Source organism: Collimonas sp. OK607, assembly GCF_900111995.1.
GTDB lineage: Bacteria > Pseudomonadota > Gammaproteobacteria > Burkholderiales > Burkholderiaceae_D > Collimonas.
On record NZ_FOKF01000009.1, the window covers coordinates 110,501 to 134,824 of the forward strand.

Annotated in this window: 26 protein-coding genes; 25 read left to right on the forward strand and 1 reads right to left on the reverse strand. The window is 55.9% G+C overall.

What is annotated here, in order from left to right; genetic code table 11:
* Positions 1–66: 66 nt before the first annotated feature.
* The 25 genes from BM029_RS08855 (at position 67) to tatC (ending at position 23,561) form a co-directional block, all read left to right on the forward strand.
* Positions 67–4,755: a glutamate synthase-related protein gene (locus BM029_RS08855; RefSeq protein ID WP_092434841.1), complete on the forward strand. Its 4,689-nt coding sequence runs from the start codon at positions 67–69 to the stop codon at positions 4,753–4,755.
* A 123-nt stretch (positions 4,756–4,878) separates the two neighbouring features.
* On the forward strand, positions 4,879–6,342 hold the full coding sequence (locus tag BM029_RS08860) for a glutamate synthase subunit beta (RefSeq protein WP_092434844.1): 1,464 nt from the start codon (positions 4,879–4,881) through the stop codon (positions 6,340–6,342).
* 237 nt (positions 6,343–6,579) lie between these two features.
* Complete coding sequence (locus BM029_RS08865; protein WP_092434920.1) at positions 6,580–7,383, forward strand: ABC transporter ATP-binding protein; 804 nt, start codon at positions 6,580–6,582, stop codon at positions 7,381–7,383.
* Between the two features lie 8 nt (positions 7,384–7,391).
* Positions 7,392–8,192 (forward strand): lipid asymmetry maintenance ABC transporter permease subunit MlaE, encoded by an 801-nt coding sequence (mlaE, locus tag BM029_RS08870; protein ID WP_092434922.1) that lies wholly within the window; start codon positions 7,392–7,394, stop codon positions 8,190–8,192.
* Between the two features lie 153 nt (positions 8,193–8,345).
* Positions 8,346–8,819, forward strand: a complete 474-nt coding sequence (gene mlaD / locus BM029_RS08875; protein WP_092414170.1) for an outer membrane lipid asymmetry maintenance protein MlaD — start codon at positions 8,346–8,348, stop codon at positions 8,817–8,819.
* Positions 8,816–9,559 (forward strand): MlaA family lipoprotein, encoded by a 744-nt coding sequence (locus BM029_RS08880; RefSeq protein WP_092434846.1) that lies wholly within the window; start codon positions 8,816–8,818, stop codon positions 9,557–9,559. The genes mlaD and BM029_RS08880 overlap by 4 nt, the downstream gene beginning before the upstream one ends.
* A gap of 128 nt (positions 9,560–9,687) precedes the next feature.
* Positions 9,688–10,311 carry an MlaC/ttg2D family ABC transporter substrate-binding protein gene (locus BM029_RS08885; RefSeq protein ID WP_092434849.1) on the forward strand — a complete coding sequence of 208 codons (624 nt, stop codon included), beginning with the start codon at positions 9,688–9,690 and terminating at the stop codon, positions 10,309–10,311.
* Between the two features lie 97 nt (positions 10,312–10,408).
* The gene (locus BM029_RS08890; RefSeq protein ID WP_092434852.1) at positions 10,409–10,702 is read left to right on the forward strand and encodes an STAS domain-containing protein; all 294 of its coding nucleotides are present in this window, start codon (positions 10,409–10,411) and stop codon (positions 10,700–10,702) included.
* A 200-nt stretch (positions 10,703–10,902) separates the two neighbouring features.
* Entirely contained in the window at positions 10,903–11,856 is a 954-nt protein-coding gene (locus BM029_RS08895; RefSeq protein ID WP_092434855.1) for an ABC transporter ATP-binding protein, read from the forward strand.
* On the forward strand, positions 11,856–12,611 hold the full coding sequence (locus BM029_RS08900) for an ABC transporter permease (protein WP_092434924.1): 756 nt from the start codon (positions 11,856–11,858) through the stop codon (positions 12,609–12,611). Before BM029_RS08895 ends, BM029_RS08900 begins: the two co-directional genes overlap by 1 nt.
* A gap of 77 nt (positions 12,612–12,688) precedes the next feature.
* Entirely contained in the window at positions 12,689–12,931 is a 243-nt protein-coding gene (locus BM029_RS08905) for a BolA family protein (protein WP_092414176.1), read from the forward strand.
* 68 nt (positions 12,932–12,999) lie between these two features.
* Positions 13,000–14,250 carry a UDP-N-acetylglucosamine 1-carboxyvinyltransferase gene (gene murA, locus BM029_RS08910; protein WP_092434858.1) on the forward strand — a complete coding sequence of 417 codons (1,251 nt, stop codon included), beginning with the start codon at positions 13,000–13,002 and terminating at the stop codon, positions 14,248–14,250.
* Complete coding sequence (hisG, locus tag BM029_RS08915; protein ID WP_092414178.1) at positions 14,247–14,894, forward strand: ATP phosphoribosyltransferase; 648 nt, start codon at positions 14,247–14,249, stop codon at positions 14,892–14,894. Before murA ends, hisG begins: the two co-directional genes overlap by 4 nt.
* Positions 14,895–14,970: 76 nt before the next feature.
* The gene (hisD, locus tag BM029_RS08920; RefSeq protein ID WP_092434861.1) at positions 14,971–16,296 is read left to right on the forward strand and encodes a histidinol dehydrogenase; all 1,326 of its coding nucleotides are present in this window, start codon (positions 14,971–14,973) and stop codon (positions 16,294–16,296) included.
* A 22-nt stretch (positions 16,297–16,318) separates the two neighbouring features.
* Complete coding sequence (locus BM029_RS08925) at positions 16,319–17,107, forward strand: DNA-methyltransferase (protein ID WP_092434864.1); 789 nt, start codon at positions 16,319–16,321, stop codon at positions 17,105–17,107.
* Positions 17,108–17,343: 236 nt separating this feature from the next.
* Entirely contained in the window at positions 17,344–17,940 is a 597-nt protein-coding gene (gene hisB / locus BM029_RS08930; RefSeq protein WP_092434867.1) for an imidazoleglycerol-phosphate dehydratase HisB, read from the forward strand.
* Positions 17,941–18,033: 93 nt separating this feature from the next.
* Entirely contained in the window at positions 18,034–18,672 is a 639-nt protein-coding gene (hisH, locus tag BM029_RS08935) for an imidazole glycerol phosphate synthase subunit HisH (RefSeq protein WP_092434870.1), read from the forward strand.
* A 95-nt stretch (positions 18,673–18,767) separates the two neighbouring features.
* Positions 18,768–19,583, forward strand: coding sequence for a 1-(5-phosphoribosyl)-5-[(5-phosphoribosylamino)methylideneamino]imidazole-4-carboxamide isomerase (gene hisA, locus BM029_RS08940; RefSeq protein ID WP_092414183.1), 816 nt, complete (start codon positions 18,768–18,770; stop codon positions 19,581–19,583).
* A complete protein-coding gene (hisF, locus tag BM029_RS08945) occupies positions 19,580–20,344 on the forward strand; it encodes an imidazole glycerol phosphate synthase subunit HisF (protein ID WP_092414184.1) in 765 nt (254 codons plus the stop codon). The genes hisA and hisF overlap by 4 nt, the downstream gene beginning before the upstream one ends.
* A complete protein-coding gene (gene hisI, locus BM029_RS08950; RefSeq protein WP_092434873.1) occupies positions 20,341–20,736 on the forward strand; it encodes a phosphoribosyl-AMP cyclohydrolase in 396 nt (131 codons plus the stop codon). Before hisF ends, hisI begins: the two co-directional genes overlap by 4 nt.
* Positions 20,737–20,776: 40 nt before the next feature.
* The gene (locus tag BM029_RS08955; RefSeq protein ID WP_092434876.1) at positions 20,777–21,154 is read left to right on the forward strand and encodes a phosphoribosyl-ATP diphosphatase; all 378 of its coding nucleotides are present in this window, start codon (positions 20,777–20,779) and stop codon (positions 21,152–21,154) included.
* Between the two features lie 45 nt (positions 21,155–21,199).
* Entirely contained in the window at positions 21,200–21,574 is a 375-nt protein-coding gene (locus BM029_RS08960; RefSeq protein WP_092434879.1) for a histidine triad nucleotide-binding protein, read from the forward strand.
* A 109-nt stretch (positions 21,575–21,683) separates the two neighbouring features.
* Positions 21,684–21,893 carry a Sec-independent protein translocase subunit TatA gene (gene tatA, locus BM029_RS08965; RefSeq protein WP_092414188.1) on the forward strand — a complete coding sequence of 70 codons (210 nt, stop codon included), beginning with the start codon at positions 21,684–21,686 and terminating at the stop codon, positions 21,891–21,893.
* 298 nt (positions 21,894–22,191) lie between these two features.
* Positions 22,192–22,689 (forward strand): Sec-independent protein translocase protein TatB, encoded by a 498-nt coding sequence (gene tatB, locus BM029_RS08970; protein ID WP_092434882.1) that lies wholly within the window; start codon positions 22,192–22,194, stop codon positions 22,687–22,689.
* Between the two features lie 86 nt (positions 22,690–22,775).
* Positions 22,776–23,561 (forward strand): twin-arginine translocase subunit TatC, encoded by a 786-nt coding sequence (gene tatC / locus BM029_RS08975; RefSeq protein WP_092434885.1) that lies wholly within the window; start codon positions 22,776–22,778, stop codon positions 23,559–23,561.
* Between the two features lie 63 nt (positions 23,562–23,624).
* Here the strand turns inward: tatC and BM029_RS08980 are convergent, their stop codons facing one another.
* Positions 23,625–24,311 (reverse strand): DUF2461 domain-containing protein, encoded by a 687-nt coding sequence (locus BM029_RS08980; protein WP_092434887.1) that lies wholly within the window; start codon positions 24,309–24,311, stop codon positions 23,625–23,627.
* Between the last annotated feature and the right edge of the window lie 13 nt (positions 24,312–24,324).

Consider the following 24,324-nt stretch of genomic DNA (forward strand, 5'->3'; position numbering starts at 1 on the left):
GATTGAAGTCTGGTGCGGTCTGCACTATTCTTAATGTCCTTACTCTCAAAGTGGTGGAGCAACGTTATGCAAGCGCAAGGTTTATACGATCCGGCTAATGAGCACGATGCCTGTGGCGTCGGTTTTATCGCCCATATCAAAGGCAAGAAGAGCCACTCGATCATTGAGCAGGGTTTGCTGATCCTGAAGAATCTGGATCATCGGGGTGCGGTCGGTGCGGATAAACTGATGGGCGATGGCGCCGGGATCCTGATCCAGGTGCCGGACCAGTTCTATCGCGAAGAAATGGCAAAGCTGGGCGTGACCTTGCCGCCACCGGGCGAATTCGGCGTCGGTATGGTGTTCTTGCCAAAAGAGAACGCATCCCGTATCGCTTGCGAACAGGAAATCGAACGTGCGGTGCTGGCCGAAGGCCAGGTCGTGCTGGGATGGCGCGATGTGCCGGTGGATATCGAGATGCCGATGTCGCCGACTGTGCGCGATAAGGAGCCGGTGATCCGCCAGATCTTTATCGGCCGCGGCCCGGACATCATGGTGACCGACGCGCTCGAGCGCAAGTTATATGTGATCCGCAAATCGTCCGGCCACGCGATCCAGGCGTTGAACCTGTTGCATGGCAAGGAATTCTTTGTGCCGTCGATGTCGGCGCGTACCGTGGTCTACAAGGGCTTGCTGCTGGCGGACCAGGTTGGCGTGTATTACAAGGATCTGCAAGATCCACGCTGCTTGTCGGCGCTGGCGCTGGTGCATCAACGCTTCTCCACCAATACTTTCCCTGAATGGCCGCTGGCTCACCCGTATCGTCTGTTGGCGCATAACGGTGAGATCAACACCGTCAAAGGCAATTTCAACTGGATGCGTGCACGCGAAGGCGTGATGAAGTCGGCCGTGCTGGGCGACGATCTGAAAAAATTGTTCCCGCTGATCTATGAAGGCCAGTCCGATACCGCTTGTTTCGACAACGCGCTTGAGCTGTTGCTGATGGCTGGCTATCCGATTGCGCAAGCGATGATGATGATGATTCCGGAAGCGTGGGAAAACCACACGACCATGGATGACAACCGCCGTGCGTTCTATGAATACCACGCTGCGATGATGGAGCCATGGGATGGCCCTGCAGCGATGGCGTTTACCGATGGCCGTCATATCGGCGGTACGCTAGACCGTAACGGCTTGCGTCCGGCACGTTATATCGTCACCGACGACGACTTCGTGGTGATGGCTTCCGAATCCGGCGTATTGCCGATTCCGGAATCCAAGATCATCCAGAAATGGCGTCTGCAACCGGGCAAGATGTTCCTTATCGACCTCGACGCCGGCCGCATCATCGATGACAAGGAATTGAAAGACACCTTTGCCAACGCAAAACCATACAAGCAATGGATTGAATCGGTGCGGGTCAAGCTGGACGAGCTGAAAGCGGAGCCGTCCGAATCAGGTTCGACCATTCCTCTGCTGGATCGTCAGCAACTGTTCGGCTACACCCAGGAAGACATCAAGTTCCTGATGTCGCCGATGGCTGCCGGCGCTGAAGAGGCAATCGGCTCGATGGGTAACGACTCGCCGCTGGCAGTCATGTCCAACAAGAACAAGACGCTGTATCACTACTTCAAGCAATTGTTCGCGCAGGTCACCAACCCGCCTATCGATCCGATTCGCGAAGCGATGGTGATGTCGCTGGTGTCCTTCATCGGACCGAAGCCGAACGTGCTGGATACCAACAACATCAATCCACCGATGCGTCTGGAAGTCACGCAACCGATCCTGAACTACGACGATATCGCCAAGTTGCGCAATATCGGCGCCCATACCGGCGGCAAGTTCAAATCGTATGAATTGAACATCTGCTATCCGGTTGCGTGGGGCAAGGAAGGCATTGAAGCGCGTCTGGCATCGTTGTGCGCCAAGGCGGTCGATGCTGTCAAGTCCGGCCACAACATCCTGATCGTATCGGACCGCAAGGTCGATGCCGAGCAAGTGGCGATTCCAGCATTGCTGGCCACTTCCGCGATTCACCAGCATCTGGTGAGCAAGGGCCTGCGCACTTCAACCGGCCTGGTGGTCGAAACCGGTTCGGCGCGCGAGACACATCATTTTGCACTGCTGGCCGGTTACGGCGCCGAAGCTATCCATCCTTACCTGGCGATGGATACTTTGACCGAACTGGCGCACGGCTTGCCTGGCACATTGTCGCCGGAAAAAGCGATCTACAACTTCCAGAAGGCGATCGGCAAGGGCTTGCTGAAAGTCATGTCGAAGATGGGTATTTCGACTTACATGTCGTATTGCGGCGCGCAGATTTTCGAAGCGATCGGCCTCAACAAGAGCATGACCCAGAAGTACTTCAAGGGCACTTCGTCGAATGTCGAGGGCATCGGCGTGTTTGAAGTGGCGGAAGAAGCTTTGCGCCTGCATCGCGCTGCATTCAGCGACGATCCGGTACTGGCCAATGCGCTCGACGCCGGCGGCGAATATGCATACCGTGTCCGCGGCGAAGAACACATGTGGACACCGGACGCGATCGCCAAGCTGCAGCACTCGACCCGTGCCAACAACTTCAACAGCTATAAAGAGTACGCCCAGCTGATCAACGATCAGTCCAAGCGTCACATGACCTTGCGCGGTTTGTTTGAATTCAAGATCGATCCAAGCAAGGCGATTCCGCTGGATGAAGTTGAATCGGCCAAGGAAATCGTCAAGCGTTTTGCGACTGGTGCGATGTCGCTCGGCTCGATTTCGACTGAGGCACATGCCACGCTGGCAGTGGCGATGAATCGTATCGGCGGCAAGTCCAACACCGGCGAAGGCGGCGAGGACGAGAACCGCTATCGCCAGGAATTGAAGGGCATCCCGATCAAGCAAGGCGAAACCCTGGCGTCGGTGATTGGTAAAGATCGCATCGAAGTCGATATCCCGTTGCAAGCCGGCGATTCGCTGCGCTCCCGCATCAAGCAGGTGGCGTCCGGACGTTTCGGCGTGACCGCGGAATACCTGATTTCGGCCGATCAGATCCAGATCAAGATGGCGCAGGGCGCGAAGCCCGGCGAAGGCGGCCAGTTGCCAGGTCACAAAGTATCCGAGTACATCGCCAAGTTGCGTTTCTCTGTACCTGGCGTTGGCTTGATTTCACCGCCGCCGCATCATGATATTTATTCGATCGAAGATTTGGCGCAGCTGATTCACGATCTGAAAAACGTCAATCCGCGTGCCTCGATTTCGGTCAAGCTGGTGTCCGAAGTGGGTGTCGGCACCGTGGCTGCCGGCGTGGCAAAAGCCAAGTCGGATCACGTGGTAATCGCAGGCCATGACGGCGGTACCGGCGCTTCGCCTTTGTCGTCGATCAAACATGCCGGCTCCCCATGGGAGCTGGGTCTGGCGGAAACCCAGCAAACGCTGGTCCTGAACGGTTTGCGTAACCGTATCCGGGTTCAGGCCGACGGTCAGATGAAGACTGGCCGCGATGTTGTGATCGGTGCGTTGCTGGGCGCGGATGAGTTCGGTTTTGCTACCGCACCGCTGGTGGTTGAAGGTTGCATCATGATGCGCAAATGCCATCTGAATACCTGCCCGGTCGGCGTTGCGACACAAGATCCTGTACTGCGCGCCAAGTTCTCCGGCAAGCCTGAGCACGTGGTCAACTTCTTCTTCTTCATTGCCGAAGAAGTGCGCCAGATCATGGCCTCGCTGGGCATCCGGAGTTTCAACGAACTGATCGGCCGCGCCGATTTGCTGGACAAGTCGCGGGCGATCACGCACTGGAAAGCACAGGGCCTGGATTTCAGCCGTATTTTCTATCAGCCTGCATTGCCTGAAGGTGGCGTGTATTACCACACCGAAGAGCAGGATCACGGTCTGGACAAGGCGCTTGATCACAAGCTGATCACACAAGCCAAGGCCGCGCTGGACAAGGGCGAGCGCGTCTCATTCATCTCGCCGATCAAGAATCTGAACCGTACCGTCGGCGCCATGCTGTCAGGCGAAGTCGCGAAGAAGTACGGTCATGAGGGCCTGCCCGACGACACCATCCATATCCAGTTGCAAGGTACCGCAGGCCAGTCGGCAGGCGCGTTCCTGGCGCACGGCGTGACACTGGATCTGGTTGGCGAGGGTAATGACTATGTCGGCAAGGGACTGTCCGGCGGCCGCATTATCGTGCGTCCGAACACTGAGTTCCGCGGTCGTGCGGTCGACAACATCATCGCCGGTAACACGGTGCTGTACGGTGCGATTGCCGGCGAGGCTTTCCTCAACGGCGTCGCCGGCGAGCGCTTCGCAGTGCGTAACTCGGGTGCGATTGCAGTGGTTGAAGGCACCGGCGATCATGGTTGCGAATACATGACCGGCGGCACAGTGGTGGTGCTGGGCGAAACCGGCCGTAACTTTGGCGCCGGCATGTCTGGCGGCCTGGCTTATGTCTACGATCCGGACGGCACATTTGCCGCGCAATGCAATATGGCGATGGTGACGCTGGAACCGGTGTTGAGCCAAGGCGAGCAAGAAGCCACGATCGACAAAGCGATCTGGCACAGCACCGTGCGCGGTGGTGAAGTACAGGCTGACGAAGCGATCTTGAAAGGTTTGATCGAGCGTCACTTCAAGTACACCGGCAGCACGCGCGCTCGCAACTTGCTGGACAACTGGGTTGCCTCGCGCGGCAAATTCGTCAAAGTGTTCCCGACTGAATACAAGCGGGCACTGAGCGAGTTGAATGCGGTCCGCAACGTCACGCCGGCCAAGGAAAAAGTCGTCGCGTAAGTGAGCATGTAATTAGCTAAGCGACAGCGGACACAAGCGCCTAAACCAAGTAACGATAAGGACGCGCCGGACATCGGTTTTACCCGATCACGGTGCGTCCTGCAGAGAAAATGTGAGTGAAAAATGGGAAAAGTAACGGGTTTTATGGAGTTTCAGCGGGTCGGCGAAACGTATGAAGCGCCGCTGGCACGTAAGAAGCATTACAAGGAATTCATCCTGAGTCTGAGCGATAGCGATGCCAAGACCCAGGGCGCGCGTTGCATGGATTGCGGTATTCCATTCTGCAACAACGGTTGCCCGGTGAATAACATCATTCCCGACTGGAATGACCTGGTGTATCGCGGTGCTTATCACGAGGCGCTCGAGACTCTGCATTCGACCAACAATTTCCCAGAATTTACCGGCCGTATCTGCCCTGCGCCATGCGAAAGCGCGTGCACATTGGGCATCAACAGCGATCCGGTAGGCATCAAGTCGATTGAGCATTTCATCGTCGACAAGGGTTGGGAAAACGGCTGGGTCGTGCCGCAACCGCCATTGGTTAAAACCGGTAAAAAAGTTGCGGTAGTTGGTTCTGGGCCAGCAGGTATGGCGGCGGCGCAGCAGCTGGCGCGTATCGGGCATGACGTCACCGTGTTTGAAAAGAGCGATCGGATCGGTGGCTTGTTGCGTTACGGTATTCCTGATTTCAAGATGGAAAAATCGCACATCGATCGTCGTGTCGAACAGATGGAAGCAGAAGGCGTAACTTTCCGCACCGGCGTTTTGGTCGGCAAGGATTTCCCGTCCAATGTGAACAACTGGGCCAAGAAAACCATCTCTCCGGACGAACTGAAGGCGGAATTCGACGCTGTAGTGATCGCTGGCGGTGCTGAGCAGCCACGCGATTTGCCGGTGCCGGGACGCGAGTTGAAGGGCGTGCATTTCGCCATGGATTTCCTGCCGCAGCAAAACAAGATCAACGCCGGCGACAAGGTCAAGGATCAGATCCTGGCCGGTGGCAAGCATGTGGTGGTGATCGGCGGCGGCGATACCGGTTCCGATTGCGTCGGTACTTCCAATCGCCAGGGCGCGGTATCGATCCAGCAGTTCGAACTGATGCCGCAACCGCCGGAACTGGAAAACAAGCCGCTGGTATGGCCGTACTGGCCGACCAAGTTGCGCACCTCCTCTTCGCATGAAGAAGGTTGCGACCGTGACTGGGCAGTGGCCACCAAGCGTCTGGAAGGCAAGAACGGCAAGGTCGAGAAGTTGATTGCCGCTCGCGTCGAGTGGAAAGACGGCAAGATGCAGGAAGTGCCGAATTCGGAATTCGAAATGAAGGCTGACCTGGTATTCCTGGCGATGGGTTTCGTCTCGCCGGTACAGCAGGTGCTGGAGGCGTTTGGCGTCGACAAGGATGCACGCGGTAACGCCAAGGCCACTACCGACGGCGACGGCTGCTACAAGACTTCGGTCGATAAAGTGTTTGCGGCGGGCGACATGCGTCGCGGCCAGTCGCTGGTGGTATGGGCGATCCGCGAAGGCCGTCAATGCGCGCGCGCAGTCGACGAATTCCTGATGGGAGCTTCGGTTTTACCACGCTGATAAATCAACTGCAATAGCAACCGCAATTCACCAGCGGTTGCGCAGCAAACAGAGAAAGAGCATGTCAGTGGCAACACCGGCGTGCTTTTTTTCTGCAACAGGATTTTTGCACATGCATTCAGGCAATAGTCAAACTGTTGTAATAGGGGGACATATCAGTCTGTCTACTATTGGTACGCTCTGAACGATTGTCGCATTTGCACTACAATAGCTCCTTTGATTTATTCGGTGAGCAGTGTGGCAAATATCGTCGAGATTCGTGATCTGCAATTTGGTTATGGTGAGCGGCCGATTTTATCGGGTCTCAACATGGACTTTGCACGTGGCAAGGTGATCGCCGTAATGGGCGGTTCCGGCTCCGGCAAGACCACCATATTGCGTCTGATCGGCGGCCAGCTGCGGCCGCAGGCGGGTAGCGTCAAGGTCGACGGCGAAACGGTGCACACGTTGTCGACTTCAGCTTTGTATGTGCTGAGGCGCAAGATGGGCATGCTGTTTCAGAGCGGTGCTTTGTTTACCGACCTGACCGCTTTTGAAAACGTGGCCTTCCCGTTGCGCGAACATACCGATTTACCGCCAGATTTGTTAAACAAGCTGGTGTTGCTGAAATTGAATGCGGTTGGCTTGCGCAATGCGGCGCAATTGAAGCCGTCAGAAATTTCCGGCGGCATGGCAAGGCGGGTGGCGCTGGCGCGTGCGATAGCCCTGGATCCGTCGCTGATCATGTATGACGAACCGTTCGCCGGCCTGGATCCGATTTCCATGGGCGTGACGGCCAATCTGATCCGCAAGCTCAACGATGCGCTCGGTTCGACCAGTATCCTGGTGTCGCATGACGTCCATGAATCGTTTGGCATTGCCGACTACGTCTATTTCCTGTCGCAAGGGGAAATCGTGGCGCAGGGTACACCGGCAGAAATGCGGGTATCGACTCATCCGTACGTGAAACAATTCGTCAACGCTGAACCGGACGGTCCGGTGCCGTTCCACTATCCTGGCAAGTCGTTGTCCGAGGATCTAGGATTGAAGGGGCGCGCTTGATGCTAGATATGCTTGATGCTGTAACTAAATTTGTAACCAGTTCTCTTGCCGCCGTCGGGCGTACCTTGCGTGAGTCGGTTACCGGCCTGGGTGCGGCTGCACGGATGTTTTTTGCGATTTTGCGCGCCTCTGGCGGCCTCTGGCGGCGCCCTCGGCTGATTACCGACCAGATCCATTTCATCGGCAACTACTCGCTGGTCATTATTGGTGTATCGGGATTGTTTGTCGGTTTCGTACTGGGTCTGCAGGGGTATTACACGCTCAATAAATATGGTTCCGAACAGGCGCTGGGTCTGCTGGTGGCGCTGTCGCTGGTACGTGAACTGGGGCCGGTCGTAACCGCACTGCTGTTCGCCGGCCGCGCGGGTACTTCCCTGACTGCGGAAATCGGCTTGATGAAAGCCGGTGAGCAATTGTCGGCAATGGAAATGATGGCGGTCGACCCTATGCAACGGGTGGTGGCGCCGCGCTTCTGGGCCGGTGTGGTGGCGATGCCGATGCTGGCAGCCTTGTTCAGCGCGCTGGGTATATTCGGCGGCTACCTGGTCGGGGTCAAACTGATCGGCGTCGATGAAGGAGCGTTTTGGTCGCAAATGCAGGGCGGGGTAGATGTTTGGCAGGATATCGCCAACGGCGTCTTGAAAAGTATAGTGTTTGGCGTCGCGGCAACCTTTATCGCAGTATGGCAAGGATATGAAGCAAAGCCGACACCGGAAGGTGTTTCCAGGGCAACCACACGCACCGTCGTGATTTCCTCACTGGCGGTATTGGCGCTGGATTTCCTGCTGACGGCGTTGATGTTTAATTGATTAACTGCGTTGATTAGCTGCGTTGATTAGTTTCGCTGATTATTCGCGCGCAAGGTAATCAGCAACAGCGCGCTTTCGCGGAGAGCTTTACTTCTCGTTACTATTTTCTTGGGGGATTGTTCGCCTCAGGTGGTATTTTTAAGGTGATGAATCATGCAACAAAAAACCGTAGACGTATGGGTAGGCATATTTGTGTTGGTCGGGATACTGGCTTTGGGTTTTCTGGCGTTGAAAGCCGGCAACCTTAGCAGCTCTACGTTCAACAAAACCTATCCGGTAGTGACTAAATTCGACAATATCGGCGGCTTGAAAGTGCGCGCTTCGGTCAGAAGCGCCGGAGTGGTGGTCGGACGGGTTGCATCGATCAATTTCGACGACAAGAATTTCCAGGCAGTGGTGACCTTGAATCTGGACGAGCGCTACCAGTTTCCAGAAGATAGTTCGGCCAAGATCCTGACAGCAGGCTTGTTGGGTGAGCAATATATCGGTATCGAGGCAGGTGGCGCCACCAAGAACCTGGCTGCCGGCGATCGTATTAAATTAACACAATCTGCGATTGTGCTGGAGAACCTGATCAGCCAGTTCTTGTACAGCAAAGCCGCAGATGTAAAGGATACAGAACAATGAAAATCATGAATCGTATGGGCTCGCTGGCCCTGGTTGCAACGCTGGCCGGCTGCGCCACCACCAGCAATCCGCAAGACCCGCTGGAGGGCTTTAACCGTGCCATGTTCAGCTTCAACGATACGCTTGACAAGGTAGCCCTGAAACCAGTTGCTACCGCTTACCGGAACTGGTTGCCAAGCTTTGTGCAGACCGGCGTCAACAATTTCTTCGGTAACCTGGGCGATGTCTGGAGTTCGGTTAACGGCTTCTTGCAAGGGAATGTTGCAGACGGTACGTCGGACGTGATGCGGGTTGCGGTTAACTCAACGCTCGGCTTGGGTGGTTTGCTGGATATCAGCTCGGAAGCCGGCTTGCAGAAACACAACAAAGATTTCGGCCAGACCCTGGGCAAATGGGGTGTCGGCTCCGGTCCTTATCTGGTGCTGCCGCTGTTCGGGCCATCGAATATTCGTGACACGGCAGCAATGCCGGTGGATTTTTACGGCGACATATGGTCGTACAAATACCCGGTCCGCTGGCGCAATACGGGTTCTGTGGTACGTTTGATCGACAAGCGTGCAAATCTGCTGGATGCAGGCGACCTGCTGGAAGGTGCCGCCCTGGACAAGTATGAGTTCGTGCGCGATGCGTATACACAACGCCGTCAAAGCCAGATTCGCGGCAACGCTGATGATAACGACACAGGGGACAAGGCAGATAAGGCAGATAAGCCGGCCAAGTCCAAGTCGACTAACGAATAACGATTATGGAATGATTGCGGGCGTCGGTTGGAACCGACGCTTGAAATTACCGTCTCAGAACCAATATATAGCGCGTCTGAGGCGCATTCTCTTGTCCTCTAACAACTACTAAGATTGTTAAAAAACTTATGAAAATTTTTAAAAAATACCTGGCGCTATCGCTGACTGTCGGCAGTCTGTTATTCACTGCAGCGGCACAGGCGCAAGAAGCACCTGACGCGCTGGTCAAGCGCATCAGCCAGGATGTGCTGGATACTGCCAAGAACGACAAAAGCATCCAGGGCGGCAATCAGCAACGCATCCTGGCGCTGGTTGAAGAAAAGATCATCCCGTATGTCGACTTCGAGCGCATGACTTCCCTGGCGGCGGGTCGCTATTGGCGCGACGCAACTGATGATCAGAAGAAACAACTGATTGCCCAGTTCCGTAGCTTGCTGATCTATACCTACTCCGGCGCCCTTTCGCAGGTGCGCGATCAGAAGATTGATTTCAAGCCGATGCGCAGCGACCCGGCCGATACCGACGTCGAAGTGCGTTCACAGGTGATCCAGCCGCGCGGCGAGCCGATCCAGCTCAATTACCGTATGGAAAAGGCTGGTACAAGCTGGAAGATTTATGATGTCAACGTATTGGGGGCTTGGCTCGTTGAGTCATATAAGGGTTCGTTTGCGTCCGAAATCGGCAGATCCGGCATTGATGGCTTGATCAAGGTGCTGTCGGACAAGAACAAGGCGCGCGCCGCCAAGAAATAAATAAGGTCGGGGAAGAGTCGGAATGCCGCTCCAGGGTGGCAAAAGCCACCTTTCCCCTTATTTAGCTGGTTTTTATGCAATTTGTTGATTGACTATCATGTTCAGGCCATCTCACTCGCTCACTGTCGGTAACGCCAAAGTCACTCTGGAAGAGGGATTGCGTGCGATCGCCGGTGGTGAAACCGAGATTGACCTGTGCGACGTGGTGGCGGTCGATTCGGCCGCTGTTGCCACCTTGCTGGCATGGCAATGTGCAGCCCTGAATCAAGGGCTGACCCTGCATTTCTCCAGTTTGCCCGCCAATCTGGAAAGCCTGATCGATTTGTATGGTGTGACAGAATTGTTGGCGCCTGCGACGGTGATTGTTGCCGCCAGTACATTGCATCATTGAGCTTTACCTTTCCTCTCCTTCTTAGCATGCCGGGTTTGTCGTTGTCGCCCGGCCCTCGCAGCAAAAATCCAATATAATCAAGGGTTACGCCACTTATCTGGGGCCAGGATGGCTCCAGAGACGGAATCGGCAGCAGAATCGTCAACGAATCGTCGACATTGCTGCGGCGTCCCCAATTTAAGAATATTTAGCAAGGCACTATGGCGGCCATTCAAATCACCAACGTCAAGAAACGTTACCAGTCCTTGCAGGCACTGGGTGGCGTTTCCCTGACCATCGAAGAAGGCGAATTCTTCGGTTTGCTGGGCCCTAACGGCGCCGGCAAAACCACCTTGATTTCGATCATCGCCGGCCTCAACCGGCCGGATTCCGGCAATGTCACGATTCACGGCCACGATGTCGTCAGCGACTATCGCGCCGCGCGCCGCAATCTTGGCGTGGTGCCGCAAGAGCTGGTATTCGATCCGTTTTTCACAGTGCGCGAAACCTTGCGCATGCAGTCCGGTTATTACGGCTTGAAGAATAACGACAAATGGATCGACGAGGTGATGGAAAACCTCGACCTCACCAACAAGGCCGATACCAACATGCGCGCGCTGTCGGGCGGCATGAAGCGGCGGGTGCTGGTAGCACAGGCGCTGGTGCACAAACCACCGGTAATCGTGCTGGATGAACCGACCGCGGGGGTTGATGTTGAATTACGACAAACCTTATGGCGTTTCATTTCGCGCCTGAATCGCGAAGGCCACACCGTAGTCTTGACTACGCATTATCTGGAAGAAGCGCAGGAACAGTGCAACCGCATCGCCATGCTCAAGCTGGGGCAGGTGGTGGCGCTCGATACCACGTCAGCGCTGATCAAGCGGATTGCCGGTTCGCAGTTGCTGATCCAGTTGTCCAGCGGTAGTCTGCCGGAAGCTTTGCATCATTTGGTTTTGCACGCAGACGGCGGCAGGTTCGCCTTGCGCGTTAACGAATATGCCGATGTCGAACCGATCCTCGCTTCCTTGCGCCATGCTGGCGCAGTGATTGAAGACATGCAGCTGCAACAGGCTGACCTGGAGGACGTGTTCCTGCAGATCATGGATAGCAAGGTCAGCGCCAACGGCTTCAATGTCTACGCTGACGAATACAACGCAGGCGGGGTCAAATGATGGTCGGTTTCCAAACGCTGTTTTACAAGGAAGTGCTGCGCTTCTGGAAAGTAGCGACGCAAACCGTCGGTGCGCCGATCCTGACAGCCTTGCTGTACCTGCTGATTTTCGGCCACACGCTGAAAGATCACGTCGAAGTTTATCCAGGCGTGCAATACACGGCGTTCCTGATTCCCGGCCTGGTCATGATGAGTGTGTTGCAAAATGCCTTCGCCAATACCTCGTCGTCGTTGACACAGTCGAAAATGACCGGCAATCTGGTGTTTATCCTGTTGCCGCCGTTGTCGCACTGGGAGTTGTATGGCGGTTATGTACTGGCCTCCGTGGTACGCGGTGTTGCGGTTGGTTTCGGCGTATTCGTGATCACGGCCTGGTTTGGCAATCTGTCCTTTGTGGCGCCATGGTGGATTGTGATTTTTGCTTTCCTCGGCGCAGCGTTGCTTGGCACCATGGGTTTGATCGCAGGCATCTGGGCGGACAAGTTCGATCAACTGGCGGTTTTCCAGAATTTCCTGATCATGCCGCTGACCTTTCTTGCCGGTGTATTTTATTCGATTAAGTCATTGCCGCCATTTTGGCAAGCCGTGTCGCATTTGAACCCGTTCTTTTATATGATCGATGGTTTCCGCTATGGCTTCTTCGGCCAGTCGGATATCAATCCGCTGATCAGCCTCGCGGTGATTTGCATCTCGCTGGCGCTGCTGTCGACTCTGGCGGTGCAGATGCTGAAACGCGGCTACAAGCTGCGCCATTAAGATCTGCCGATAAGCGGGCCAATACGTTTCGATTCATTCAGTTTGTTCACATTTGTTCAGTTAGCCGGTAAAAAATTATGTTCCCTACACCCGATCTCGTTAAAAGTTACATCGCCGCCGGCCTCGACTGCTCGCATCTGGAAGTCGAGGGCGACGGCCAGCATTTCAAGGCGGTGATCGTGTCGGCAGCGTTTGCCGGCAAGCGCCCGATACAACGTCATCAGATCGTATACGCAGCATTGGGCGACCGCATGCGCGAAGAGATTCATGCGCTGTCGATGAAGACGCTGACACCCGAAGAATTTCAAGACAATAACTAAGAAGCAGGGTGGGCAAGTTTTTTGCCCACGCTGCAAGATGCAACTAATAATTTCAGCGAGAAGTAATAATGGATAAATTATTGATACAAGGCGGCAACCGTCTTTCCGGCGAAATCACCATTTCCGGCGCAAAAAACGCGGCGCTGCCTATCCTGTGTGCGGGTTTGTTGAGTTCAGATCAGCTGCATCTGAGCAACGTGCCGAACCTGCACGATGTATCGACCATATTGAAGCTGTTGCGCCAGATGGGATTGAAGGCGACCCAGGACGGCCATTTCGTGACGTTGCAAGGCGACGCCATTACCAATCTGGAAGCGCCGTACGAAATGGTGAAAACCATGCGCGCATCGATCCTGGTGCTGGGCCCGCTGCTGGCACGTTTTGGCGAAGCACGCGTATCGTTGCCGGGCGGTTGCGGCATCGGTTCGCGTCCGGTCGATCAGCACATCAAAGGTTTGCAAGCGATGGGCGCAGAGATTTCGATCGAAGCCGGCTACATCCATGCCAAGGCCAAGAAGCTCAAGGGTACCCGCGTAGTTACCGACATGATCACCGTCACCGGCACCGAAAACCTGTTGATGGCAGCGACCCTGGCTGATGGCGAGACCGTTCTGGAAAATGCTGCACGCGAACCTGAAGTCACCGACCTGGCTAATTTACTGGTGGCGATGGGCGCGAAGATCGACGGCATCGGTACCGATCGCCTGACGATTCAAGGCGTGGACAAGCTGCACGGCGCAGAGCATGCAGTGATTGCGGATCGTATCGAGACCGGTACCTTCTTGTGCGCAGTAGCGGCAACTGGCGGCGACGTCATGTTGAAGAACACCCGTAGCCACATCCTCGATGCCGTACTCGACAAATTACGTGAAGCGGGCGTGATCCTGACTTCCGGCGATGACTGGATTCGCGTGCAGATGGCGGCGCGGCCAAAGGCAGTCAGTTTCCGTACTACCGAATACCCGGGCTTCCCGACCGACATGCAAGCGCAGTTCATGGCCATGAACAGCGTTGCCGAAGGCACCAGCCATGTTACTGAAACGATCTTTGAAAATCGCTTCATGCACGTGCAGGAAATGAATCGCCTCGGCGCAGCTATTGATGTGCAGGGTAATACCGCCATTATCAAAGGCGTCGACAAGCTGGTCGGTGCGCCGGTCATGGCGACCGACTTGCGCGCCTCGGCTTCGCTGGTGATCGCCGGCCTGGTGGCGCAGGGCGAAACCCTGATCGAGCGTGTTTATCATCTGGATCGCGGTTACGACCAGATGGAACGCAAGTTGTCGGCGGTCGGCGCGAATATCGAAAGAATCAAATGAGCCAGAAGTTAACCTTGGCCTTGTCCAAAGGCCGCATCTTTGAAGAAACCTTGCCGCTGCTGAAAGCGGCTGGCATCGAGGTCACAGAAGATCCGGAAACCTCGCGCAAGCTGATCCTGCCGACTAACGATCCGCAAGTGAATGTGATCATCGTCCGCGCTTCTGACGTGCCAACCTACGTGCAGTACGGCGCCGCCGATTTCGGCGTGGCCGGCAAGGACGTGTTGCTGGAGCATGGCGGCGAGGGCTTGTATCAGCCGATCGACCTGGAGATCGCAAAATGCCGCATGTCGGTGGCGGTTTCGGCCGGCTTCGACTACGCCAGCGCGATCCGCCAGGGCGCGCGGTTGCGGGTTGCCACCAAATACCTGCTGACCGCGCGTGAACACTTCGCGGCCAAAGGCATGCACGTCGACCTGATCAAATTGTACGGTTCGATGGAACTGGCACCGCTGGTCGGGCTGGCCGATGCGATTGTCGACCTGGTCAGCACCGGCGGCACTCTGCGCGCCAATAATCTGGTCGAAGTCGAACACATCATGGATATCTCATCGCGGCTGGTGGTCAACCAGGCGGCCTTGAAACTGAAGCGTGAACGGTTGCAACCGATTCTGGATGCATTCGAAAAAGCTTCGACGAAATAAAACCTGACTGTAAAGCCCGGCTGTGGCTTGATGCCGCAACCGGCAAACCGGACGCAACGGAAACAACGGAAGCAACATGAGCATAGCAATCAGAAAACTCGATGCGGCGCAGCCGGATTTCCAGGCGCAGCTGACAGCCGTGCTGGCCTTTGAAGCTGGCGAAGATGAAGCCATCGATCAGGCCGCAGCGCGGATCCTGGCCGATGTCAAAGCGCGCGGCGACGCCGCCGTGCTGGAATACACCAATCGCTTCGATCGCCTCAGCGCCAGCAGCGTGACGGCGTTGGAAATCGACCAGCAGGAATTGCAAGATGCATTGGCTCAGCTGCCGCCGGAACGCCGCAGCGCCTTGCAAACCGCAGCCGACCGTGTGCGCGCCTACCATGAGCGCCAGAAAATCGAATGCGGTTCGGATGGCTTCAGTTACACCGAAGCCGACGGTACCGTATTGGGGCAGAAAGTCACGCCGCTGGACCGCGTCGGCATCTATGTTCCCGGTGGCAAGGCGGCTTATCCTTCATCGGTGCTGATGAATGCGATTCCAGCCAAGGTCGCCGGTGTGCAGGAAATCATCATGGTGGTGCCGACCCCGGACGGCATCAAGAATCCGCTGGTGCTGGCAGCAGCCGCCATCGCCGGCGTCGATCGCGTATTCACCATCGGCGGTGCGCAAGCCGTGGCGGCGCTGGCATACGGTACCGCCAGCATTCCGCAAGTCGACAAGATCGTCGGCCCCGGCAACGCCTATGTGGCTGCCGCCAAGCGCCGCGTGTTTGGCACGGTTGGCATCGACATGATTGCCGGGCCGTCGGAAATCCTGGTGATCTGCGACGGCACTACCGATCCCGACTGGATCGCCATGGATCTGTTTTCGCAAGCCGAACATGACGAATTGGCGCAATCGATCCTGCTGTGTCCTGACGCCGACTATATCGCGGCAGTGGAAGCCAGTATCAACCGGCAATTGCCATTGATGCCGCGGCACGAAGTGATCCGCACCTCGCTGACCGATCGTGGCGCGCTGATCAAGGTGCGCGACTTGGAACAAGCCTGCGAAATCGCCAACCATATCGCCGCCGAGCATCTGGAAATCTCGACCGGGAATCCGCAGCAGTGGGCTGACCGGATCCGTCATGCCGGCGCTATGTTCCTCGGCCGTTTTTCATCGGAAGCGCTGGGTGATTACTGTGCCGGACCGAATCACGTGTTGCCGACTTCACGCACGGCGCGTTTCTCGTCGCCGCTCGGGGTCTACGATTTCCAGAAGCGTTCCAGCATGATTAACATCAGCGAGGCCGGCGCCCAGACACTGGGCAAAGTCGCGGCGGAACTGGCTTACGGCGAGGGGTTGCAGGCGCATGCGCGTTCTGCCGAGTATCGTTTGAAAGACGGTTCGCAATGACAGCGGCTGCGGCGAGCCGGCCATGAGCGACGACTGGATTGACCGCATCTATGGCGAAGACGCGCTGCAAGGTTTGCAGCGCATCCCCGACGGCTCGGTCGATCTGTTGCTGGCCGATCCGCCTTACGGCCTGGGCAAGGATTACGGCAACGATTCCGATAAGCTCGATACCGCAGCCTATCTGCTCTGGACTGAAGAGTGGATAGACGCCGCGTTGCCAAAACTGAAACCGAACGGTAGCCTTTATATTTTCCTGACCTGGCGTTTCTCGCCTGAAATTTTCGTCATGCTAAAGCAGCGCATGATCATGAATAACGAAATCATCTGGGATCGGCGGGTACCGTCGATGGGTGGCGGCACCCGGCGCTTTTCTTCGGTGCACGACACCATCGGATTCTTTGCCCGCGCCAAAGACTATTATTTCGATCTGGATGCTATCCGGATTCCCTACGACGCAGAAACCAAGAAAGCCCGTTCACGTTCGATTTTCGTCGGCGCCAAATGGCTGGAACTGGGTTACAACCCGAAGGACGTCTGGAGCGTCTCGCGCCTGCACCGCGAACATCGCGAGCGGGCCGACCATCCGACCCAGAAGCCGCTGGAAATCGTCGAACGGATGATCAAGGCGTCCTGTCCGCCAGGCGGGATCGTGCTGGATCCTTTCATGGGCAGCGGCACCACCGCGGTGGCGGCACGCCGTTGCGGCCGCCGGTTTGTCGGTTTTGAGCTGAATCCGGAGTATTGTGCTTTGATTGAGCGACGGCTAGAGCAACTGGATAGCAAGAAGCCCGATGAGCGGGCGCTGGCGTAGCTTTTACTTGAATAGCAACACTGATAGAGATTATCAAAGCCCGGATTAGCGGGAAAACATGAAAATGTCGGTAAAATGGCAGTGCGACTCAAAAGGCCGCGCTGATCAAGCTTCACTAGTGACTAGCGGAGAAGCGACAACAATCTAGATCTTAAATCGGATCGTCGAATAATTTAGTACACTTACCTCCACGGCGCCTGTGCGCCATCACATAGCAAATTGGTCTCAAGCTCAACATGTCTACGCCTCGAACTGCATCGATCACGCGCAATACCAATGAGACGCAAATTCGCGTCTCCATCAATCTGGACGGCACCGGCCAGCAAAAACTGAATACCGGCGTACCGTTCCTGGATCATATGCTGGACCAAATTGCGCGGCACGGTTTGATCGACTTGGATATTGAAGCCAATGGCGACCTGCATATCGACGCCCATCACACGGTGGAAGATGTCGGTATTACTTTGGGGCAAGCATTTGCCAAGGCGATGGGCGACAAGAAGGGTATCCGCCGCTACGGCCACGCTTATGTGCCGCTGGATGAAGCGCTGTCGCGCGTGGTGATCGATTTTTCCGGCCGGCCCGGACTTGAATTCCACGTACCGTGGAAGCGCGCCATGATAGGCGGCTTCGACGTCGATCTTACCCACGAATTTTTCCAGGGCTTTGTCAATCATGCGCTGGTGTCTTTGCATATTGACAACCTGCGCGGCGAAAATGCCCATCATCAATGCGAAACCGTTTTCAAGGCGTTTGGCCGCGCGTTGCGCATGGCTACAGAGCTGGATCCACGTTCCGCCGGCACCATTCCTTCTACCAAAGGCAGCCTTTAAATTTAATGCGGCTGGTGCAAAGCACAAAGGCTTACGCAGAAACTTAACTACCCGGATGCTACCCGGCATTTTTTCCGGACTTGAATCTTTATCATGAACAAAATTGTTGTGGTTGACTATGGCATGGGCAACTTGCGCTCGGTGGCGCAAGCCCTGCGTCAGGTGGCGCCAGAAGCTGACGTCCTGATTTCCGGTACGATTGCCGATATCCAGGCTGCCGATCGCCTGGTCTTGCCTGGCCAGGGCGCAATGCCTGACTGCATGCGCAGCTTGCGCGAATCCGGATTGCAGGAGGTCTTGCTGGAGGCTGCACGCAACAAGCCGCTGTTGGGCGTTTGTGTCGGCGAGCAAATGTTGTTCGACCTGAGCGAGGAAGGCAATACGCCTGGCCTCGGGTTGTTGCCAGGCAAAGTTGTGCGCTTCCGCCTGGACGGCCAGTTGCAAGACGACGGCTCGCGTTTCAAGGTACCGCAAATGGGCTGGAATCGCGTCCGCCAGGCGCAGTCTCATCCGCTGTGGAATGGCGTTGCCGACCAGGACTATTTTTATTTCGTGCATAGTTACTATGCGGTACCGGCCGATGCAGCGCATACCTTCGGCGAGACCGAATACGGAGCGCCGTTTAGCTGCGCGGTCGGCCGTGATAATATTTTTGCGACACAGTTCCATCCGGAGAAAAGCGCCAGCGCAGGTTTGCAGTTGTACAAGAATTTTGTGCAATGGAAACCTTGAGCGTTTTTTTCAGCGTTTTTTCCTGAGTTTAAGCCGATACTTTTCAGATCCTTATTCAGATTTTTAACTGACCTCACCTCATACAAATTGTAGCCATGCTGCTGATACCTGCCATCGACCTCAAAGACGGTCACTGCGTACGCCTGAAACAAGGCGATATGAACCAAGCCACAGTATTTTCCGATGATCCGGGCGAAATGGCCCGCCATTGGCTGATGCAAGGCGCACGTCGCCTGCATCTGGTCGACCTGAATGGCGCGTTTGCCGGCAAGCCCAAGAACGAACCGGCGGTCAAAGCCATCATCAAGGCGGTGCGCGAATTCGCCGTGCTCAACGGCATCGAAGAAATCCCGGTGCAGCTGGGTGGCGGCATCCGCGACCTCGATACCATCGAACGTTATCTCGACGACGGCTTGAGCTACATCATCATCGGCACCGCTGCGGTCAAGAATCCAGGTTTCCTGCATGATGCCTGCAGCGCGTTCCCGGGCCAGATCATCGTCGGCCTGGATGCCAAGGATGGCAAGGTAGCCACCGATGGCTGGAGCAAGCTCTCCGGTCACGAAGTGATCGACCTGGCCAGGAAATTCGAAGATTACGGTTGCGCATCGATCGTGTATACCGACATCGGCCGCGACGGCATGATGGGCGGCGTCAACATCGAAGCCACCGTCAAGCTGGCGCAAAGCATGACGATCCCGGTGATCGCTTCCGGCGGCGTCCACAACGTCCACGATGTGGAAGCATTGTGCGCGGTGCAGGATGAAGGCATCGAGGCGGTGATTTGCGGCCGTTCGATTTATGAAGGCACGCTCGATTTGCGTTCGGCGCAAGAGCGTGCCGACGAGTTGAGCGATGACATGTTCATCGACCAGGATTTATCGGAGCAGCCCGACGCTGACCAGCCATGACGCTTGCCAAACGCATCATCCCTTGTCTCGATGTGACCAATGGTCGCGTGGTCAAGGGTGTCAATTTCCTTGAGCTGCGCGATGCCGGCGATCCGGTCGAAATCGCCCGCCGTTACGACGAGCAGGGCGCGGACGAGCTTACCTTCCTCGACATCACGGCCTCGTCCGATAATCGTGACCTGATTTTGCCGATTATCGAAGCGGTTGCATCGCAGGTGTTTATTCCGCTGACGGTGGGTGGCGGCGTGCGCGCCGTGGAGGACGTGCGTCGTTTGCTGAATGCCGGCGCCGACAAGGTTGGCATCAATACTTCCGCAGTCACCAATCCGCAACTGGTGGCGGATGCCGCCGCCAAGTACGGCTCGCAATGCATCGTGGTCGCCATCGACGCCAAGCAGGTCGCGCCGGGCAAATGGGAAGTGTTCACCCATGGCGGGCGCAAGGCCACCGGCCTCGATGCCATCGAATGGGCGAAAAAGATGGAGCAGCTAGGCGCGGGCGAAATTCTACTGACCAGCATGGACCGCGACGGTACCAAGGTCGGATTCGATCTGGCCCTGACCAGCAGCGTCTCCAACGCCGTGACGATCCCGGTGATCGCTTCCGGCGGCGTCGGCGGTTTGCAGGACCTGGCCGACGGCATCAAGATCGGCCGTGCCGATGCAGTGCTGGCAGCAAGTATTTTCCATTATGGTCAACATACTGTGCAGGAAGCCAAGCAGTTCATGGCGGCACAGCAGATTCCGATGAGGTTGGCATGAGTAGCGTGAGCTGGTTAAACAAAGTGAGATGGGATGAACACGGCCTGGTGCCGGTGATCGCCCAGGAACTCGGATCGAACGATGTGCTGATGTTCGCCTGGATGAATCGCGACGCTTTGGCGAAGACGGTGGCGCTGGGCGAGGCGGTCTACTGGAGCCGCTCGCGCAAGAAACTGTGGCACAAGGGTGAGGAATCCGGCCATGTGCAGAAAGTGCACGAAATCCGCCTCGATTGCGATGAAGACGTGGTGTTGCTGAAAGTGACCCAGGCCGGCGACATTGCCTGCCATACCGGTCGCCACTCCTGCTTCTTCCAGAAGCTTGAGAGCGACAGCAATACCTGGGAAGCGGTCGAACCGGTGTTGAAAGAACCGGACGATATCTACAAGTAAATTTTGTTTTGATAAATAAAAAATCGGATCTGAAGCAATCATGAGTGAAACTCTACAGCGCCTGGCTGCGGTCATCGAATCGCGCAAACCGGCAAACGGCGGCGACCCCGAAACCTCGTACGTCGCGCGCCTGTTCGCCAAGGGTGACGATGCGATTTTGAAAAAAATCGGCGAGGAGGCTACCGAAACCGTGATGGCGGCCAAGGATGCACGGGTAGACGGCGACGTTTCCCACGTGTTGTACGAATGTGCCGATCTGTGGTTTCACTCGATGATCATGCTGGCCCAGTTCAACCTGACGCCACAAGATGTGCTGCAGGAACTGGCGCGGCGCGAAGGCCTGTCTGGCATCGAAGAGAAAGCCAATCGCAAGCTGACGGCGCGCGAACAGCAAGAAACCGACCAGCGCAAGATCTGAGTCGTTTGAGGATCGCTCAAGAATCGTTTAATACCCGGAGATAATTTGGAAAATTGTATTTTTTGCAAAATTGCAGCCAAGCAGATTCCCTCGAAAGCGATCTATGAAGACGATGACCTGATCGCCTTCCACGATATTAATCCGGCCGCGCCGATCCATTTCCTGATCGTGCCCAAGCAGCATATTCCGACTCTTGCCGATTGCACTGAGGCACATGCCGCTTTGTTGGGTAAAATGGCGTTGTTGGCGCCGCGTCTGGCGCAGGAACAGGGCTGTGGTTACCAGCCGGGCGAGCAGGGTGGCGAGGCCACTGGCGGTTACAAGACGATATTCAACGTCGGGCCAGACGGCGGCCAAGAGGTGTACCATTTACATATGCACGTTATTGGCGGACCAAGGCCGTGGCGTGGCCAACGCTGAACCAGCTGAATCGGGGTTTAGCGGCAAATGCGCTGCACGTGGCTGGTAAGGATTTAACGGTTAATTTGACTTAGAAGGATCGGACAATTTGTCCGGCAAGGAGAAAAAAATGGGTTCGTTCAGCATTTGGCACTGGTTGATCGTGCTGGTTATCGTCATGTTGGTGTTTGGCACAAAAAAAATCGGCAATATGGGTTCCGACCTGGGCAAGGCAGTCAAAGGCTTCAAGGACGGCGTCAAGGGCGAAGAAGAAAAACAAGCCGCCGACAAAGAGGCGATTGACGTTGCAACCAAAGAAAAGGACAAGTCCGGCAACTGATCCATTGCGGCCGGCGCTAGCCTTAAGCCGGCCAGAATGATGTTTGCCGCTCCTTCCCATAATCCTAGATTCCTCAGTTGATCGCTTACTTTTGTCCGAAAAGCCTGATGAACACATACATACATTCGTTCGATAGGCCTCGCCAAGTGGTTAAGCAGCGCTACACGCGTGATTGCACACTTTTCCGACCCTCTGGCGTCGTTGCTTCTCCTAGCGGAATACAGTCCGAGTCGTCGTCGCGCCTAGCCAGAGTGCCGGAAAAATGTACACTCACACGTGTCCAGCTGAGGATTCTAGGATGATCGATATTGGCCTTACTAAACTTGCTCTGATTGGTGTCGTTGCACTGGTTGTTATCGGGCCGGAAAAATTGCCGACCGTAGCGCGCATGGCGGGCTCTCTGTTCGGCCGCGCGCAACGCTACATCAATGAAGTCAAATCCGAAGTCAGTCGCGAGATGGAGCTGGATGAATTGCGCAAGATGCAGCAGGAAGTGCAGGAGGCGGCCAGCGATATCGAGCAAAGCATCTCCCGTAGCGTCTCGGATACCAAGCAGTCGCTGCAATCCGCCTGGGACGATAGTGCTAGCATCAGTACCGCGGACAGCTTCAGTGTCGAGCAGCTGGCCGTCAAGGCCAAGAGTTTTCGCAAGAAAAAACTGGCGCGTACCAGCGCCATTCCCGCCTGGTACAAACAACAAAGCGGCCAGAAGGCACGTGTCTTGTCCGGTGCCGCACGTGTTGCGAAATATCGCCCGGCCAGCCAAAACAAGGCTTCCGGTTCATTTTTTTCATGATTTCATGCTCGCGGCTCGCAACATTTGTACCCGGGGCTGCAGCTTGAGATCCGCAAATTCGCTTGTTTGCCATACACCGTGCTCCCATGACTGAAGAACAGAAAACCAGCGGTTTCGATAAAACCGGCGGCGTCGAAGAGACGTTCATTTCGCATCTGGTGGAATTGCGCAATCGCATCATGAAGGCGTCGATTGCAGTGATCGTGGTGTTCCTGTGCCTGATGCCTTGGGCTGCCCATATCTACGATTTGCTGGCAGCGCCGATGCTGGCGGCTTTGCCGGTGGGCAGCAAGATGATTGCTACCGGCGTCATCACGCCGTTCCTTATTCCGGTCAAGGTAACCTTGCTGCTGGCCTTTGTGATTGCGCTGCCGTGGGTGCTGTACCAGTTGTGGGCGTTTATCGCACCGGGCTTGTATACGCATGAAAAGAAGCTGATCGCACCGCTGGTGATTTCATCGTCGGCATTGTTTATCACCGGTGTCGCGTTTTGTTATTACCTGGTATTCGGGGTGATCTTCCACTTCATCAACAATTTCGCGCCGAAATCGGTCTCGGTGGCGCCGGATATCGATAGTTATTTCGATTTTGTGATGACCATGTTCATCGCCTTCGGCATGACTTTTGAAGTGCCTATCGTGGTCATCGTACTGGTGCGCATGGGCCTGGTTTCAGTGGAAAAGCTGAAATCGATCCGTCCTTACATCATTGTCGGCGCCTTCGTGGTGGCCGCAGTTGTTACGCCACCGGACATCATGAGCCAACTGTTGTTGGCCGTGCCTTTATGCCTGTTATTCGAGATCGGCTTGCTGGTGGCGCCGATGTTCGCCAAGGCGACGCAGGCGCCGGCTGAATCGGAAGAGACTATCTGAATTCATGGAGCGGCCGCCCCGCCGCTCGTGCTTATTTGGCCTGATCGCAGCTTATTCGTCGACCTATTCGGCGATGGGGGTTTTGACTTGTCGTAACCAGCGGACCAGCGGGTAAGCGTCTTTAAAGCCCGTCACCAACTCTTTCTCCAACGCATCCGATAACATCTTCTTCAACGGCTGCTCTTTCCAGACGATGAAGTTCTTCAGCTTGATATATTCAATGTGCGGCGAGTCTGCATCAAAGCCTTTAGGCGGGCGCGTCAGTTGCCCCTCGGTCTGCAAGTCGCCGTAAGCCTCCTTGAATTTCTTGTTTTTCAGCAGTTTGCCAAAGCCGCTTGCATCGGCGATCACTTGCAGGCGAATCGCCCGCAAACGGTCTGCCGGCGGCATGTATTCGCCACCGGCGATAAGTAGGGTGCCGCCGGCGTCGATATGGAAGTAATAAGCCGGGCCGCCGCCCTGGCTTGGCTTCTTCAGGCCACTGGCGGTGATGGATGCCGAGAAGTAGGTTTTATACGGGCTTTTGTCGTGCGAGAAGCGCATGTCGCGGTTGATCCGGAAGAGTGCCTTCTTTGGATTGCAACCGGCAATCGCCGGATCGAATTTGCTGATCTCGGCGATCAGCCACACTACCAGTTCCAGAAATTCCGCACGCAAGATATCGTAGCGCGGCTTGTTCATGACGAACCAGGCCCGGTTGTTATTCTCTGATAGTTCGGCGAGGTATTGCGTCAGATCACGTACGTGCATTACGGGTTTCCTT

Excerpts from the sequence above, each read along its gene's own strand:
- hisB (WP_092434867.1), top strand. The coding sequence starts at position 17,344 with ATGTCTACGCCTCGAACTGCATCGATCACGCGCAATACCAATGAGACG.
- BM029_RS08955 (WP_092434876.1), top strand. The coding sequence starts at position 20,777 with ATGAGTGAAACTCTACAGCGCCTGGCTGCGGTCATCGAATCGCGCAAA.
- BM029_RS08905 (WP_092414176.1), top strand. The coding sequence starts at position 12,689 with ATGTTCCCTACACCCGATCTCGTTAAAAGTTACATCGCCGCCGGCCTC.
- hisD (WP_092434861.1), top strand. The coding sequence starts at position 14,971 with ATGAGCATAGCAATCAGAAAACTCGATGCGGCGCAGCCGGATTTCCAG.
- BM029_RS08890 (WP_092434852.1), top strand. The coding sequence starts at position 10,409 with ATGTTCAGGCCATCTCACTCGCTCACTGTCGGTAACGCCAAAGTCACT.
- BM029_RS08895 (WP_092434855.1), top strand. The coding sequence starts at position 10,903 with ATGGCGGCCATTCAAATCACCAACGTCAAGAAACGTTACCAGTCCTTG.
- murA (WP_092434858.1), top strand. The coding sequence starts at position 13,000 with ATGGATAAATTATTGATACAAGGCGGCAACCGTCTTTCCGGCGAAATC.
- BM029_RS08860 (WP_092434844.1), top strand. The coding sequence starts at position 4,879 with ATGGGAAAAGTAACGGGTTTTATGGAGTTTCAGCGGGTCGGCGAAACG.
- hisI (WP_092434873.1), top strand. The coding sequence starts at position 20,341 with ATGAGTAGCGTGAGCTGGTTAAACAAAGTGAGATGGGATGAACACGGC.
- tatA (WP_092414188.1), top strand. The coding sequence starts at position 21,684 with ATGGGTTCGTTCAGCATTTGGCACTGGTTGATCGTGCTGGTTATCGTC.
- BM029_RS08900 (WP_092434924.1), top strand. The coding sequence starts at position 11,856 with ATGGTCGGTTTCCAAACGCTGTTTTACAAGGAAGTGCTGCGCTTCTGG.
- hisA (WP_092414183.1), top strand. The coding sequence starts at position 18,768 with ATGCTGCTGATACCTGCCATCGACCTCAAAGACGGTCACTGCGTACGC.
- mlaE (WP_092434922.1), top strand. The coding sequence starts at position 7,392 with ATGCTTGATGCTGTAACTAAATTTGTAACCAGTTCTCTTGCCGCCGTC.
- BM029_RS08855 (WP_092434841.1), top strand. The coding sequence starts at position 67 with ATGCAAGCGCAAGGTTTATACGATCCGGCTAATGAGCACGATGCCTGT.
- BM029_RS08880 (WP_092434846.1), top strand. The coding sequence starts at position 8,816 with ATGAAAATCATGAATCGTATGGGCTCGCTGGCCCTGGTTGCAACGCTG.
- BM029_RS08885 (WP_092434849.1), top strand. The coding sequence starts at position 9,688 with ATGAAAATTTTTAAAAAATACCTGGCGCTATCGCTGACTGTCGGCAGT.
- BM029_RS08925 (WP_092434864.1), top strand. The coding sequence starts at position 16,319 with ATGAGCGACGACTGGATTGACCGCATCTATGGCGAAGACGCGCTGCAA.
- hisF (WP_092414184.1), top strand. The coding sequence starts at position 19,580 with ATGACGCTTGCCAAACGCATCATCCCTTGTCTCGATGTGACCAATGGT.
- tatB (WP_092434882.1), top strand. The coding sequence starts at position 22,192 with ATGATCGATATTGGCCTTACTAAACTTGCTCTGATTGGTGTCGTTGCA.
- BM029_RS08980 (WP_092434887.1), bottom strand. The coding sequence starts at position 24,311 with ATGCACGTACGTGATCTGACGCAATACCTCGCCGAACTATCAGAGAAT.
- hisH (WP_092434870.1), top strand. The coding sequence starts at position 18,034 with ATGAACAAAATTGTTGTGGTTGACTATGGCATGGGCAACTTGCGCTCG.
- hisG (WP_092414178.1), top strand. The coding sequence starts at position 14,247 with ATGAGCCAGAAGTTAACCTTGGCCTTGTCCAAAGGCCGCATCTTTGAA.
- mlaD (WP_092414170.1), top strand. The coding sequence starts at position 8,346 with ATGCAACAAAAAACCGTAGACGTATGGGTAGGCATATTTGTGTTGGTC.
- tatC (WP_092434885.1), top strand. The coding sequence starts at position 22,776 with ATGACTGAAGAACAGAAAACCAGCGGTTTCGATAAAACCGGCGGCGTC.